Origin of the sequence: Vibrio ezurae NBRC 102218 (assembly GCF_000467185.1) — a bacterium.
GTDB classification, from domain to species: domain Bacteria; phylum Pseudomonadota; class Gammaproteobacteria; order Enterobacterales; family Vibrionaceae; genus Vibrio; species Vibrio ezurae.
The window spans coordinates 103681-117872 of sequence record NZ_BATM01000001.1; the positions used below are offsets into that span (position 1 = coordinate 103681).

At 45.1% G+C, this 14192-nt stretch carries 11 protein-coding genes; all 11 read right to left on the reverse strand.

The window, feature by feature from the left end:
- Positions 1-5: 5 nt before the first annotated feature.
- Positions 6-3485: a DNA polymerase III subunit alpha gene (gene dnaE, locus VEZ01S_RS00520; protein WP_021712051.1), complete on the reverse strand. Its 3480-nt coding sequence runs from the start codon at positions 3483-3485 to the stop codon at positions 6-8.
- Positions 3486-3503: 18 nt separating this feature from the next.
- Entirely contained in the window at positions 3504-4142 is a 639-nt protein-coding gene (rnhB, locus tag VEZ01S_RS00525) for a ribonuclease HII (protein WP_021712052.1), read from the reverse strand.
- Positions 4143-5285, reverse strand: a complete 1143-nt coding sequence (lpxB, locus tag VEZ01S_RS00530) for a lipid-A-disaccharide synthase (protein ID WP_021712053.1) — start codon at positions 5283-5285, stop codon at positions 4143-4145.
- A gap of 100 nt (positions 5286-5385) precedes the next feature.
- On the reverse strand, positions 5386-6177 hold the full coding sequence (gene lpxA, locus VEZ01S_RS00535) for an acyl-ACP--UDP-N-acetylglucosamine O-acyltransferase (protein ID WP_021712054.1): 792 nt from the start codon (positions 6175-6177) through the stop codon (positions 5386-5388).
- A 1-nt stretch (position 6178) separates the two neighbouring features.
- Complete coding sequence (fabZ, locus tag VEZ01S_RS00540) at positions 6179-6610, reverse strand: 3-hydroxyacyl-ACP dehydratase FabZ (protein WP_052032182.1); 432 nt, start codon at positions 6608-6610, stop codon at positions 6179-6181.
- 106 nt (positions 6611-6716) lie between these two features.
- Complete coding sequence (gene lpxD / locus VEZ01S_RS00545; protein ID WP_021712056.1) at positions 6717-7736, reverse strand: UDP-3-O-(3-hydroxymyristoyl)glucosamine N-acyltransferase; 1020 nt, start codon at positions 7734-7736, stop codon at positions 6717-6719.
- Positions 7737-7742: 6 nt separating this feature from the next.
- The gene (locus VEZ01S_RS00550) at positions 7743-8255 is read right to left on the reverse strand and encodes an OmpH/Skp family outer membrane protein (protein ID WP_021712057.1); all 513 of its coding nucleotides are present in this window, start codon (positions 8253-8255) and stop codon (positions 7743-7745) included.
- An 18-nt stretch (positions 8256-8273) separates the two neighbouring features.
- On the reverse strand, positions 8274-10712 hold the full coding sequence (gene bamA / locus VEZ01S_RS00555) for an outer membrane protein assembly factor BamA (RefSeq protein ID WP_021712058.1): 2439 nt from the start codon (positions 10710-10712) through the stop codon (positions 8274-8276).
- 45 nt (positions 10713-10757) lie between these two features.
- Positions 10758-12113, reverse strand: a complete 1356-nt coding sequence (rseP, locus tag VEZ01S_RS00560) for a sigma E protease regulator RseP (protein WP_021712059.1) — start codon at positions 12111-12113, stop codon at positions 10758-10760.
- An 11-nt stretch (positions 12114-12124) separates the two neighbouring features.
- Positions 12125-13321: a 1-deoxy-D-xylulose-5-phosphate reductoisomerase gene (gene ispC, locus VEZ01S_RS00565; RefSeq protein ID WP_021712060.1), complete on the reverse strand. Its 1197-nt coding sequence runs from the start codon at positions 13319-13321 to the stop codon at positions 12125-12127.
- A gap of 24 nt (positions 13322-13345) precedes the next feature.
- A complete protein-coding gene (locus VEZ01S_RS00570; protein WP_021712061.1) occupies positions 13346-14191 on the reverse strand; it encodes a phosphatidate cytidylyltransferase in 846 nt (281 codons plus the stop codon).
- Between the last annotated feature and the right edge of the window lies 1 nt (position 14192).

Sequence of the window (14192 nt, forward strand, 5' to 3'; positions counted from 1 at the left end):
TGTAATCAGTTAAATTCGAGTTCTACCTGATCATTACCAAGTAGCTGCTTTAAATCGTCAATCAACGTATCGCTTGGCGTCACTCGCCATTCAACACCCAAGGATAACTTGGCTCTTGCGTCGCTACGTTGATAATAAATATGGACTGGAATAGTACCAGCGCGATGCGGCTCTAACACTCGACTGAAGCGTTCAAAGAACTGTGCATCAATTTGAGACTCTGATATCGAGATACTGAGTCCAGAAGCGTATTTCTCACGAGCATGCCCAAGATCCATAACTTCGCGAGCCGTCATTTTAAGGCCACCATTGAAATCATCAAAGCTGACCTGTCCAGAAACCACTACAATTCTATCTTTTTCTACAAGTTCTGCATACTTTTCTAGCATATCAGAAAATAACATCACTTCCATTCGCCCAGAGCGGTCGTCTAAAGTCAGAATACCAATACGAGTTCCGCGTTTGGTGGTCATCACTTTAGCCGCAATCACGAGGCCCGCTAAGGTCACAGATTGGTCACGTCTTGTAGGTGTAGCGTTATTTAATCGACAACTTGTGTATTTTGCCAGTTCTCGTAAATACAAATTAATAGGGTGACCAGTAAGATATAAACCGAGCGTTTCTCGCTCCCCTTCTAGCCACACTTTTTCAGGCCATTTAGGCACTTGCGCATAGGCTTGCTCAACATCGGAGTGGGTATCGGTTAATACGCCAAACATATCTGACTGCCCAAAAGCTTCCGCTTGGTGGTATTGACCTGCTGCTTTAACCGCTGCATCCACAGAGGCCATCATGGCTGCTCGGTGTGGACCTAAGCGATCTAATGCACCTGCTTGAATGAGCTTTTCAATGACGCGTTTATTGCACTTTTTAAGATCGACGCGTGCACAAAAATCAAAGAGATCTTTAAAGTGCCCGCCTTTGCTCCTCGCCTCGATCATGCTATCAATTGGGCCTTCACCGACCCCTTTGATCGCGCCGATACCGTACACAATCGCGCCAGTTTCATCGACGTTAAAGCGATATAGACCTGAGTTCACATCTGGCGGTAAGATTTTTAGGCCCATGCGGATACATTCATCGACCAGGCCGACTACTTTTTCCGTATTATCCATATCCGCAGTCATTACCGCGGCCATGAATTCGGCAGGATAGTGCGTTTTCAGCCATAGCGTTTGGTATGAAACCAATGCATACGCCGCCGAGTGCGATTTGTTAAAACCATAGCCGGCGAATTTTTCTACCAAGTCGAAGATTTTCATCGACAACTCGCCATCTACGCCGTTATTTTCCGCCCCTTCTTTAAAGACCGAGCGCTGTTTCTCCATCTCTTCCGGTTTTTTCTTACCCATAGCACGACGCAACATATCCGCGCCGCCAAGCGTATAGCCCGCCAAGATCTGGGCGATTTGCATAACCTGTTCTTGATACAGAATGATGCCGTAGGTCGGTTCTAGGGTTTCTTTTAATGACTCATGTTGCCATGTTTCATCAGGGTAAGAGATGGCTTCTCGGCCGTGCTTACGGTCAATAAAGTTATCTACCATGCCCGATTGCAATGGGCCGGGACGAAATAGCGCCACCAGTGCGATGATGTCTTCAAAACAGTCCGGTTTAAGGCGCTTGATCAAATCCTTCATACCGCGAGATTCCAGCTGGAATACCGCCGTTGTTTCGGAGTTTTGTAGCACTCTGAACGAGGCTTCATCTTGCAAAGGAATCGATTCGATGCGAACCGGCGCTTCACCCATTTTTTCAAGTCTTGGGTTAATCAGCCCTAGCGCCCAGTCGATGATTGTTAGCGTACGTAGCCCCAAGAAGTCAAACTTAACCAGACCTGCGGTTTCTACGTCATTTTTATCAAACTGAGTAACCGGGAAGTGCCCTTCAGCATCGGCATAGATCGGTGAGAAGTCGGTAATGGTGGTTGGCGAAATCACTACGCCACCAGCGTGTTTACCCGCGTTACGTGTACACCCTTCTAGGATGCGACACATATCGATAAGATCTTTAACCTCTTCATCGGCGTCGTAAATCTCACCAAGTTGTGGCTCAGCATCAAATGCTTTGCTTAGTGTCATGCCCGGATCAGGCGGCACTAACTTGGAGATACGATCAACAAACCCGTATGGATGACCGAGCACGCGCCCCACATCACGAATAACCGCTTTGGCCGCCATAGTACCAAAGGTGATGATCTGCGATACCGCATCTCGACCATATAGCTCAGCCACGTGATCGATAACCTGATCGCGCTTATCCATACAAAAGTCGATATCAAAATCGGGCATGGAGACACGTTCAGGGTTTAAGAATCGTTCAAAGAGCAGATCGTACTCTAATGGATCAAGGTCGGTAATCTTCAGCGCATAAGCCACCAATGAACCTGCACCTGAACCACGGCCTGGGCCGACAGGAATGTCGTTATCTTTCGACCACTGGATGAACTCCATTACAATCAGGAAGTAACCGGGGAAGCCCATCTGGTTAACAACGCCTAGCTCGATTTGCAGTCGCTCATCGTATTCAGGGCGACGTTCGGCGCGCACCTTGGGATCGGGGAATAGAAACTCTAAGCGCTCTTCTAAGCCTTCTTCAGACTTATGCACTAAGAATTCTTCAATACTCATATCACCGGTTGGGAAGTTAGGTAAGAAATACTCCCCTAGACGTACGGTAACGTTACAACGTTTGGCAATTTCGACACTGTTTTGTAAGGCTTCAGGAATGTCTGAGAACAGCTCACACATTTCTTCTTCAGTGCGCAAATACTGCTGAGCACTGTAATTTTTTGGACGACGCGGATCTTCTAGCGTAAAACCATCATGAATCGCCACACGGATTTCATGGGCGTCAAACTGTTCAGCATTGAGGAACACCACCTCATTGGTTGCCACTACAGGAAGGTGACTTTTGGTTGCGCATTCCAAGGCAAAATGCAGATAGCTTTCTTCATCTACGCGGCCAGTACGCGTAAGCTCCAGATAAAAGCGATCAGCGAAATGTTGTTGATAAAAATCGATACACTGCTGAGTCAGATCATCGTTGCCTTTTAATAAGGCTTTACCTACTTCACCGCTTTTTCCGCCAGAGAGAACGATCAAGCCTTCGTTCAGCTCAGCCAGCCATTCTTTATCAATCACAGGGTGATGTTGGACGTGACCTCGAAGATAGGCTTTTGAAATCAATAGAGTCAGGTTTTTATAACCTTGGTTATTGGCTGCTAATACCGTAATGCGCGTCAGTTCATCACCAAATTCAGGTGATTGCATCATAAAGTCAGCGCCAATAATCGGCTTAATACCCTCGCCGTGGGCCTTATTATAAAACTTCACTAAACCACATAGGTTAGTAAAGTCGGTCAAGGCCACCGCAGGCATACCAAGCTCGGCCACTTTCTTGACCAAAGGCGGCACTTTCGACAAGCCATCCACCATGGAATAGTCACTGTGGACGCGTAAATGTATAAACTTTGGCTGTGTCATAATTACTCTATTGTTCCGTTAGTCAAGCAGACCTAACGCTCGTTTAACTGGCTTAAAACTTTTTCTGTGCTCAGCAATTACGCCGTGCTCTTCGATAGCGGCAAAATGTGCCTTGGTCGGATACCCTTTGTGCTTAGCAAAGCCAAATTGCGGGTGCTTTTCGTCCAGTTCGATCATTTCTTGGTCGCGCACCACTTTAGCGATAATAGAGGCAGCGCTGATTTCAGCGACTCTTAAATCACCTTTCACAACCGCAAGCCCCGGCATCGCAATTGTTGGCACTCGATTGCCATCAATTAAGGCAAAGTCAGGCTGAACAGACAAGCCTTCAATAGCGCGTGTCATCGCCAGCATAGTGGCATGTAAAATATTCAGCTCATCGATTTCTTCAGGTGAACAGCGACCTACTGACCATGCGAGCGCTTTTTGTTTAATTTCTGGAAATAACGCCAAACGCTTCTTCTCAGACAGTGCCTTTGAATCGGTCAGCCCTTCAATAGGATTATTCGGGTCTAAAATAACCGCCGCCGTGACGACATCACCCACCAATGGGCCTCGCCCTACTTCATCCACTCCGGCAAACAAAGAGTAACCTTGCGGGTACTCAAAGGGAGGGTATTCTACTTTTGCTTTTGCTTTTGCTTTTGCTTTTGCCATTTACTTGCCTATTAAATTCAGTACTGCATTGGCCGCTTGAGTATCAGCGTCACGCTTTATCCACGCATGCATCTCGCTAAACTTATCCGTCATATAAGAGGTATCACCATCAATGATGTTTTGCATTGCGCTAAATATTTGCTGAGGATTACATTCTTCCATGATCAGCTCAGTAAGCAACTCTTCATCCGCAAGCAGATTCGGCAAGCTGTAATATTTATTCAGCATCATACGCTTCGCAATAAAGCCGGAGATTTTATTCACTTTATACGCCGTCACCATAGGACGATTAACCAACATGCCTTCTAATACCGCAGTACCACAGGCAAGTAAAATGAAATCAGCCGCAGCCATAATGTTACGCGCAGAGTTTTCTTCAATGATTTGGAAATCAAGTTCAGGAGCGGTTTGTTGCCAAATTTCTTCAAACTGCGCTTTTCGTGCGGGATTGACCGCCGATACGATAAAACCAATATCTGGGTATTTTTCATGCAGCAGTTTACAACCTTCAATGAAGTCTTGCGCCATTAACTTCACTTCGCCACGGCGACTGCCCGGCAGTACCGCGAGCCAGCGTTTATCTTGCTGTAGCCCAAAACGTTCACGCGCTTCACTTTTGCTTGAATGCATTGGAATCGCATCGGCTAGTGTGTGCCCAACAAATTCACACGCCACTTGATACTTATCATAAAAAGCTTTTTCGAAAGGAAGAAAGGCCAGCACAAGATCCGTTGCAGCATCGATTTTAAAAATACGCTTCGGTCGCCATGCCCACACTGATGGGCTGACGTAGTGTACTGTTTTCAGACCGGCATTCTTTAACTCTAATTCCAGTCGTAAATTAAAATCAGGGGCATCAATGCCAATAAAAACATCCGGTTGCCACTGTTTGAAAAACTTGGCCGTTTCTTTTTTTATGTGCAGAATGCGACGCAGTCGTCCTAGGACTTCAACCAATCCCATGACTGATAGCTCTTCCATATCAAATAAAGAGCGACACCCTAGCGCCTGCATTTTCGGCCCGGCAATTCCAACAAATTCAGCATCAGGATACTTTTGCTGAATGCCCTTGATAAGACCTTCACCTAGTGTGTCACCAGACAACTCTCCAACAACAACACCGATACGTAATGGTCGACTCATAAATTGCACTCCTAGACACAAAATAAGGAAACAAAAAGGACACAAACAAAAAGATCGCCCATTACAGCGATCTTTTAAAAAGGAAAACTAAACGCTGTTATTAGCGAATGATGCCACGGTTCACATCATTGTTTAGGTAATCAATGAATTGCTTAACCGCAGGGTACTCATCAGCTGATTTAGCAATTTCAACTTTCGCTTCATCTAAAGTGAGACCTGAACGGTACAGTGTTTTAAATGCACGACGTACAGCAAGAATATCTTGCTTCTCAAAACCACGACGTTTCATGCCTTCAGAGTTAATACCGATAGGGCTACAGTGGTTACCTTGCGCCATCACAAATGGAGGGATGTCTTGCGCTACCGTAGAGCCGCCGCCGATGAAGGCGTGCGCACCTAAAGTACAGAACTGATGCACAGGAACCAGCGCAGTAAGAATCACGTAGTCTTGTACTTTAACGTGTCCAGCAAGAGTCGCGTTATTGCCAAGAATAACGTTGTCACCAATGACACAGTCATGGGCAATGTGTGCGTTCACACAAAATAGGTTATCGCTACCTACTTGAGTAATGCCTTTATCTTGTACTGTACCACGGTGCATCTGCACACTTTCGCGAATCACGTTACGATCGCCTACCACCAGTTGGGTAGCTTCACCGTGATATTTCTTATCTTGGTTCTCTTCACCTAAAATGGCAAAAGAAAACACGCGGTTTCCATTACCAATTTTGGTTAAGCCTTTAATCACAACATGAGACATAATCTCATTGTCTTCACCAATTTCAACATCGCCACTGATGTATGTAAACGGCCCAACCGTTGTGTTGGCGCCAATAGTTACATTGCCTTCAATAACTGCAGTTGGATGAATTTTTGCAGTAGGATCAATCATATTAGAATTCTCGACGAGCACATTTTAGTTCTGCAGAACAAACAACCTCACCATCAACTTTAGCAACACCGTTAAACATCGCAATACCGCGACGATTTTTTAACAGCTCTACTTCGATGATCATTTGATCGCCTGGAGTAACAGGTTTACGGAACTTTGCTTGGTCTACACTAGCAAAGTAATACAATTCATTTTCTTTTGGTGCGCCAAAGGTTTTAAATGCCAGTAACCCTGTTGCCTGAGCCATTGCTTCTAGGATAAGTACCCCTGGAAATACAGGCAGTTGTGGGAAGTGACCCGTGAACTGAGGCTCATTAAAGGTCACGTTTTTCAAACCAACTAGATATTTTCCTTCTTCGTAATCAGTCACACGATCAAGAAGTAAAAACGGATAACGGTGTGGAAGAAGAGATTGAATCTCCATAATATCCATGGTCTTGTTTTCAGAAGTCAAAGTGCATTTCCTTTAATGTAACGCTTTAATTTATTTAAGATTATAGACTAAAAAGACCTGCTTATTGCAGGCCTTAATAGAGAATTTAAGAGCCGAGCTTTTTCTCGAGTTCATTGAGACGATTCAGCATATCTTCAAGCCTGTTAAGGCGAGCAACTGACTTGCGCCACTCTCGATTAGGTAGTGCTGGCATACCTGATGAATACACGCCTTTTTCAGTGATGCTGCGAAGCACCATAGCACGACCAGAGATCATGCTACCGTCGGCAATTTCTAAGTGCCCTGAAATGGCGGCGCCACCACCAATAATACAATATTTACCAATGTGAGTACTACCACCGACTACCGTGCCACCTGCAATGCAAGAGCCGTAATCGATACAGACATTATGACCAATTTGAATTTGGTTATCTAAAATCACATTGCTACCGATAACAGTGTCGTCTAACGCACCTCTATCAACGGTTGTGCTTGCGCCAATTTCAACACGATCGCCAACTCTGACTGTGCCGACTTGCGGGATTTTGATCCATTCGCCACGCTCGTTAGCGTAACCAAAGCCGTCTGCACCAATCACTGAGCTAGAATGAAAAACACAACGCTCACCGACTTGTACATGATGGTAAACCGTTGCATTAGCCCACAATTGTGTACCTGCACCAATGACCGCGTTTTTACCCACATAAGCACCTGCACCAATAGAGACGTTATCTCCTAGTACCGCGCCTGAATCGATCGTAGCATTTGGGCCAATAGAGACATTGCTACCAAGAACAGCATCATCTGCAATACTTGCCGATGCTGCTATTCCAGTCGCAGGAAGCTGCGGCGTATTTAACGCTTGAGCAACCTTAGCATAAGCTACATAAGGATCAGCGACGACCAGTGCATTACCAGAACATAATGCACGTTCGCTTTCCTTAACCATGACCACTGACGCCTTACACTCTGGCAATTGCTTTTTATAGCGTGGATTCGACAAGAAGGTAATTTGCCCTTCTTCGGCTTTATCCATTGCAGCTACCGAAGTAACCTTAGTATCAGGCTCACCGTAAAGTGTACCACCGGTAATTTGTTCAAGTTGTTGTAGCGTCAGTTCTGTCATAATTTATTACTTATTTAGTTCGTCGATCACTTTTTGTGATAGGTCTAGTTCAGGCTTAGCGTATTGAAGAGCTTGTGCATCTACAACCATGTCTACGCCTTCACGTTTAGCAACAACGTTTACCGCGTCTTGAATCACTTTAAATAGTTTTTGCTTCTCTTGCGCTTCACGACGTTTGCCATCACGCTCTAGAGATTGACCTTTCAGTTTGTATTCAGCTTCTAGGCCCGCAATTTCGATTTGCAGTTTACGTACGCCATCATCACCAAGTAGTGCAGCGTCGCGACGTGCTTTATCCGCTTTAGACTTAATCTTAGCTTCAATCGCTTTTAAATCTGCTGTTTTGTCTTTGAACTCTTCTTGAAGAGATTTAAGTACAGCCTCACGTTGTGGTAGCTCTTGGAAAATTTGAGCGGTATTTACATAAGCAACTTTTTGAGCAGCTTCTGCGGCATGCGCCACCAAAGATGTAGACAAAACTACAAGACTTAGGCCAGCTGCTTTAATTAGTTTTTTCAATTTATTATCCTCAAATGTTTAGAAGGTTCTACCAATTGTGAAAGTGAAGACCTCTTTGTCATCACCCTCATAAATTTCAATCGGAGTCGCTAACGAGAACACTAATGGTCCCATCGGTGACATCCATTGTACTGCGGCACCCACTGATGCGCGGTACGCAAATGGGTCTGAATAATCATAATAATAATCAGAACCCGGTAAGTTTTTATCTACATCAACGTCGTTAAACTCTGTATCCCATACACTGGCGACATCGACGAATAAACTCGTACGAAGTTGATTGCGGAAGCTATCTCCTGCAAATGGCGTTGGTACGATTAACTCCACACTACCCAACATAGTGGCGTTACCTCCGGCGGATTCATCCGTTGCGGAATAACATGGGTTGTTGCCACCGGCGTTACCAGAACAGCCTGATGGATCATCGTATACCGCTTTCGGACCCGCACTGTTTGAACCAAAGCCACGCAAGGTAGTGAAACCGCCCGCATAGAAGTTCTCATAGAATGGGAACAAGTTATCATTGCCACCCGTTTTGCCGTAACCATTACCATAACCTAAACGACCACGAAGCAATAATGCAAAGGTTTGTTTATGGTTGAGCGGGAAGTACTGTCTCGCATCGTACTGAATTTTATAGTACTGCGCATCCGAACCCGGAACCGTAATTTTACCCGTTAAACGTTGGTGGTTACCCGACGTAGGGAAGATACTTCTGTTTAGATTATTACGCGTCCAAGTCAGAGAAACGTCAAAATCATCAGTTTCTAATGTATTTTCTATGGCGTTGTAGTTACTTCCTTGGGATTGAAGGAAGTTCTCTATCTGAACATAAGGGTCTAAGTTAGATAAACTGTTGTGTGTATAACCAATACCCACTTCCACAAAGTTCAATTCATCAAATGGGAAACCCCAAGTTAAAGAGCCGCCGTAACTTTCATTGGTATAGTCAACAATGCCCGCCTCTGATGCTTCAAACTTGTTATAGAAAATCTTACCGCCCAAACTGACACCATCTAAGTTCCAGTATGGGTCACGATATTCTAGGCTGACGTTCTTTTGGTAATCGTTCATCATGGCATTAATGCCCACACGATTACCGGTTCCTAAGAAGTTATCTTGCTGTAGACCGACTTGGAAGCTGATACCTGATTCAGTACCGTAGCCGATACCAAAGTTAACGCTACCTGAGTTGGCTTCTTTAACCGAATACACGACATCGACTTGGTCGTCCGTACCAGGTACACGCACGGTTTGTACATCTACAGTTTCAAAGAAGCCGAGACGATTCAAACGTGTTTTACCAGTTTCAAGATTCTTAGAGTTAAGCCAACTGCCTTCCATTTGGCGCATTTCGCGACGCAACACTTCATCTTTTGTTGAGTTGTTACCAACAAAGCGAATATCACGCACGTAAATACGGTTACCCGCTTCTACGTTTACGACCAATGAAACGGTGTGGTTCTCATCATCAAACTCAGGCACGGTGCGTACGTTAGGATAGGCGTAACCAGACTCACCCAACACGCGCTTAATCGACTCTTCCATTCCGGTAACCGCGCCGCCGCTATAAACGTCACCTTCCTTAAATGGATTCATCTTTTCAAATTCATCGCGCTTGCCGATGAGCTCGCCTTGAACTTTGACATCTTTAACCGTGTATTGTTCACCTTCGTCTAAGAAGAGAGTGATGTACACCCCTTTCTTATCAGGAGAGATCGCCACTTGGCTAGAGTCCACTTTAAACTTGAGATAGCCCTGATTCAGGTAATACGACTTCATTGCTTCGAGATCGCCAGCAAGAACTTGCTTTTGATATTTCTCATCAGCCATGAAGTTCCACCATGGCACGTCCACATTCAAGTTGAAACGAGACAACAGCTCACTGTCTGTGTAGACGGTATTACCAATAAAGTTAATTTGTTGGATTTTGGCTGAAACGCCTTCAGAGAACACAAACTTAAGATCTGCACGGTTACGCGGTAGCGGTGTGACAACCGCTTGTACCGAAGCGTTGTATTTACCTACGCTGTAGTAAAAATCTTCAAGCCCTTTTTCTATGGTACTTAACGCAGTGCGGTCTAACGCTTCGCCTACACGTACACCGGAAGAATTAAGGTTTTGTTGAAGCTGTTCTTCTTCAATCGCTTTGTTACCCGAAAAAGAAACGCTGGCGATAGTCGGACGCTCGGTTACACGAACCACCAAATCATTGCCGTCACGCATGACTTTTACATCTTCGTAGTTACCAGAACGGTACAACGATTTGATGATGTCAGAAACATCTTTACTGCCAACAGTATCACCAACTCGAACGGGCATCTCCAATAAGGCTGCGCCGAGAGCAACACGTTGGAGACCTTCAATTTTTATATCTTGGACCACAAAATTTTCTGCACCGTAAGCTGCACTACTTCCAAGTAGTAACGCGGTAAGCAGGATACGTTTTAGCGACATATCGACTTCTAATTTCCTATAAAAATACGCTGTGAGATCTAAACATTACAGACGCATAAAATCGTTTAAAATTGCGATAGACATTAGTGCAAACACTATAGCGCCACCGACGCGGTACCCCATTTCTTGAATTTTCTCTGGTACCGGGCGACGGGTAATCGCCTCGACCGCAAAAAACAACAGATGACCACCATCTAAAATGGGCAGTGGCATCAAGTTGATAATTCCTAAATTAATACTGATTAAGGCCAAAAAGCCTAAGAAATACACTAAGCCATAATCGGCTGTGGCTCCCGCACCTTTAGCAATAGAGATAGGACCACTGAGATTATTCAATCCAACATCGCCTACCACCAACTTTTTCAGCATATTGAAGGTCAAAGATGTGACTTGCTTAGTTTTTTCAATCGCTCGACCGATAGAATCTATAGGACCAAACCTTAGATCGAATCGATATTCGTCTGGCCAAGTGCCGACTTTTGGTGACACACCAGCAAACCCTACCGTCCCGTCAGCGCTCTCTCGAGTACCGGGAGTGAGCGTAATCGGTAATGTCATGCCATTGCGCTGTATTTCAAGTTGTAATGACCGGTCCGGATTATGGCGGATAATGGAAGCAAAATCTTGCCACTCGCTCACAGAGTTGCCATTCACTGATAAAACAGTATCACCAATTTGTAATCCCGCCTTGTCAGCAGCGCCTCCCTCTTGAACATGTGCAAAGGTGAGATAAAGTTCAGGAGAGTAAGGTCTGAATCCCAAAGTCGTCATTGCCGACTCGGTTTCTAAATCAAAGTGCCAATCTTGAATATCGAGAGTGACCGTCCTTTGTTGACCAATGTCGTCCGCTGATGCCACGGTCATGCTCATTTGCTTGTCGCCAATATGCGCAATTAAGCCCATATTTACCGATTCCCAATCTGCTGTTTGGACGCCATCAATCGCTTTTAGTTCCATCCCCGGTTGGATTCCTGCTTGTGCAACAATGGAATTGGGAGTGACTTGACCAATAATGGGTTTTACGGCGGGAACGCCAATTAGAAAAACGAACCAGTATGCGACTAGTGCAAACAAAAAGTTCGCCATTGGGCCTGCGGCAACAATCGCACTGCGCTGCCATAATTTCTTTTGATCAAAGGCGAGCGGTTTTTCATGCTCTGCCACCTCTTCAACTCGGCTATCAAGCATTTTGACGTAGCCACCAAGAGGTATCATGGAAATAGAGTATTCGGTCCCAGTCTTGCCTATTTTTTTCCAAATAGACTTACCGAAGCCGATAGAGAATTTATGAACTTTTACGCCACAACGGCGAGCAACCCAAAAATGTCCGTATTCATGCACGGCAACTAAGATGCCAAGTGCCACAATAAATGAAGCAAAATTCCATAAAGCGGAAGTCATTACATCAATCCCTAATTTAGTTGCTCACTAGCAAAAGTACGTGCCATTTTATCTAGCTCAATCAAGCTTTCCAAGCTATCCAACTGATGAGCGTGTTCAGTTGCACAAACCTTGTTCATTACTCGTCGATTCACTTGTGCGATATCAGTGAATGCGATTTTTTGCTGTAAGAATGCCTGTACTGCAACTTCATTTGCCGCATTCAGTGCTGTGGTCGCATGCTGTCCACTATAACAAGCTTCAATCGCCAGTTCCAAACAAGGATAACGAGCAAAGTCGGGTTTAATGAAAGACAACTCTCCCATTTCGGTGAAGTCTAACGGCTTAACGCCTGCCTTCACACGATTTGGATAAGCGAGGGTTAATGCAATAGGGGTACACATATCTGGTTCACCCATTTGGGCTAAGGTTGAACCATCGTTGTACTGCACCATAGAATGAATCACAGATTGAGGGTGGATAACCACTTTCAGCTGCTCTTTACTCGCATTAAATAGCCAGCGCGCCTCAATGTACTCCAGCCCTTTATTCATCATACTCGCAGAATCAACAGAGATTTTAGGCCCCATAGACCAGTTAGGATGAGCAATGGCTTGTGCAGGCGTTACCGATGCTAATGATTCAATATCACTGTATCTAAATGGCCCGCCAGAACCTGTTAATAAAATTTTATGTACGCCAGCTTTATCTAATTCACAGTGCCCTAAATTGGTTTGAATACGTTCAGGCAGACATTGAAAAATCGCGTTGTGTTCGCTGTCGACAGGCATAAGCTCAGCGTTATATTTTTTCACTGCGTCGACAAAAAGCTGCCCAGACATCACTAACGCTTCTTTATTTGCCAATAGCACTCGTTTGCCGGCTTTTACTGCGGCCATCGTAGAGAGTAGACCGGCAGCGCCAACGATCGCTGCCATAACCATATCCACCTCGGGTAACTCAGCAATATGGCAAAGCCCTTCTTCTCCCGCCAATACTTGAGCCTTGTTGCCAACGGCACGCAGTTCTTTTTGCAGCGCAAGTGCGGCCGATTTATCCGCCATAGCGACGTATTTAGGTCGCCACTGCTGGCACAAGGTAAACATTTGCACATGGTTAGTGCCCGCCCCTAATGCGTACACCTGATAATGCTCAGGGTTTTCAGCAATGACCTTTAAGGTACTACTACCGATAGAGCCAGTAGCGCCAAGTATTGTGATATTTTTCATGCTTATTGACTCGTCAAGTGCCGTTTACTGCAACATGAAATAAAGGATAGTAAATACAGGAAACGCTGCCGTTAAGCTGTCTACGCGATCCAGTACACCGCCATGTCCTGGAATGATATTACTGCTGTCTTTAATTCCGGCAACGCGTTTAAACATGCTTTCGACTAAGTCACCCAAAACAGAAATAACGACAGTGACTAAAGTCAGTAATATCATCAGCCAAGGCGTTGAAAATTCAAGCTCAAACCAAGTGGCGAAACCCCAGCCAACCAACAAAGCGACGACTAAACCGCCAACCAAACCTTCAATGGTTTTATTCGGGCTCACATGCGGTGCCATTTTATGCTTACCAAAGCGTTTACCCGTAAAGTAAGCGCCACTATCCGCGGCCCAAACTAAGGCACATACGTACATAACAAGCTTAGCGCCATAGTAGAAGTCAGCATCGAGATTGACCGCTCTTAGCGCCACAATACTCCAGAAAAACGGCAATAATGTAAGCAAACCAAACGCAAACCTTAGAATGTCTGATTCTTTCCATAATGGGGCACTTTTCGGGTAAGTAATGGCCAATCCACTCGCGACAATCCACCAGATTGCGCCAATTAATATCACCACAGCTAACGCCCCACTTAATTCAGGGGACAGTACGGATTGAGAAGGTATGCAGGAAAAAGAGGTGAGAAAGCCAGTCAACAGCAAAATCATTTTGGTTGCACGATTGCCTGATTCAATAAATTGGGTCCACTCCCACAAGCCAATCAAAGTAATAGCGCCTAGCATCAGCATAAAACCAATAAATGGCAGCTGAAAGACGCCTAAAATGACCAGAGGGCCGAGGATTAAAGCCGTTATAATACGTTGCTTCAAG

Excerpts from the sequence above, each read along its gene's own strand:
- dnaE (WP_021712051.1), bottom strand. The coding sequence starts at position 3,485 with ATGACACAGCCAAAGTTTATACATTTACGCGTCCACAGTGACTATTCC.
- bamA (WP_021712058.1), bottom strand. The coding sequence starts at position 10,712 with ATGTCGCTAAAACGTATCCTGCTTACCGCGTTACTACTTGGAAGTAGT.
- rseP (WP_021712059.1), bottom strand. The coding sequence starts at position 12,113 with ATGACTTCCGCTTTATGGAATTTTGCTTCATTTATTGTGGCACTTGGC.
- lpxB (WP_021712053.1), bottom strand. The coding sequence starts at position 5,285 with ATGAGTCGACCATTACGTATCGGTGTTGTTGTTGGAGAGTTGTCTGGT.
- lpxA (WP_021712054.1), bottom strand. The coding sequence starts at position 6,177 with ATGATTGATCCTACTGCAAAAATTCATCCAACTGCAGTTATTGAAGGC.
- fabZ (WP_052032182.1), bottom strand. The coding sequence starts at position 6,610 with ATGGATATTATGGAGATTCAATCTCTTCTTCCACACCGTTATCCGTTT.
- lpxD (WP_021712056.1), bottom strand. The coding sequence starts at position 7,736 with ATGACAGAACTGACGCTACAACAACTTGAACAAATTACCGGTGGTACA.
- ispC (WP_021712060.1), bottom strand. The coding sequence starts at position 13,321 with ATGAAAAATATCACAATACTTGGCGCTACTGGCTCTATCGGTAGTAGT.
- rnhB (WP_021712052.1), bottom strand. The coding sequence starts at position 4,142 with ATGGCAAAAGCAAAAGCAAAAGCAAAAGCAAAAGTAGAATACCCTCCC.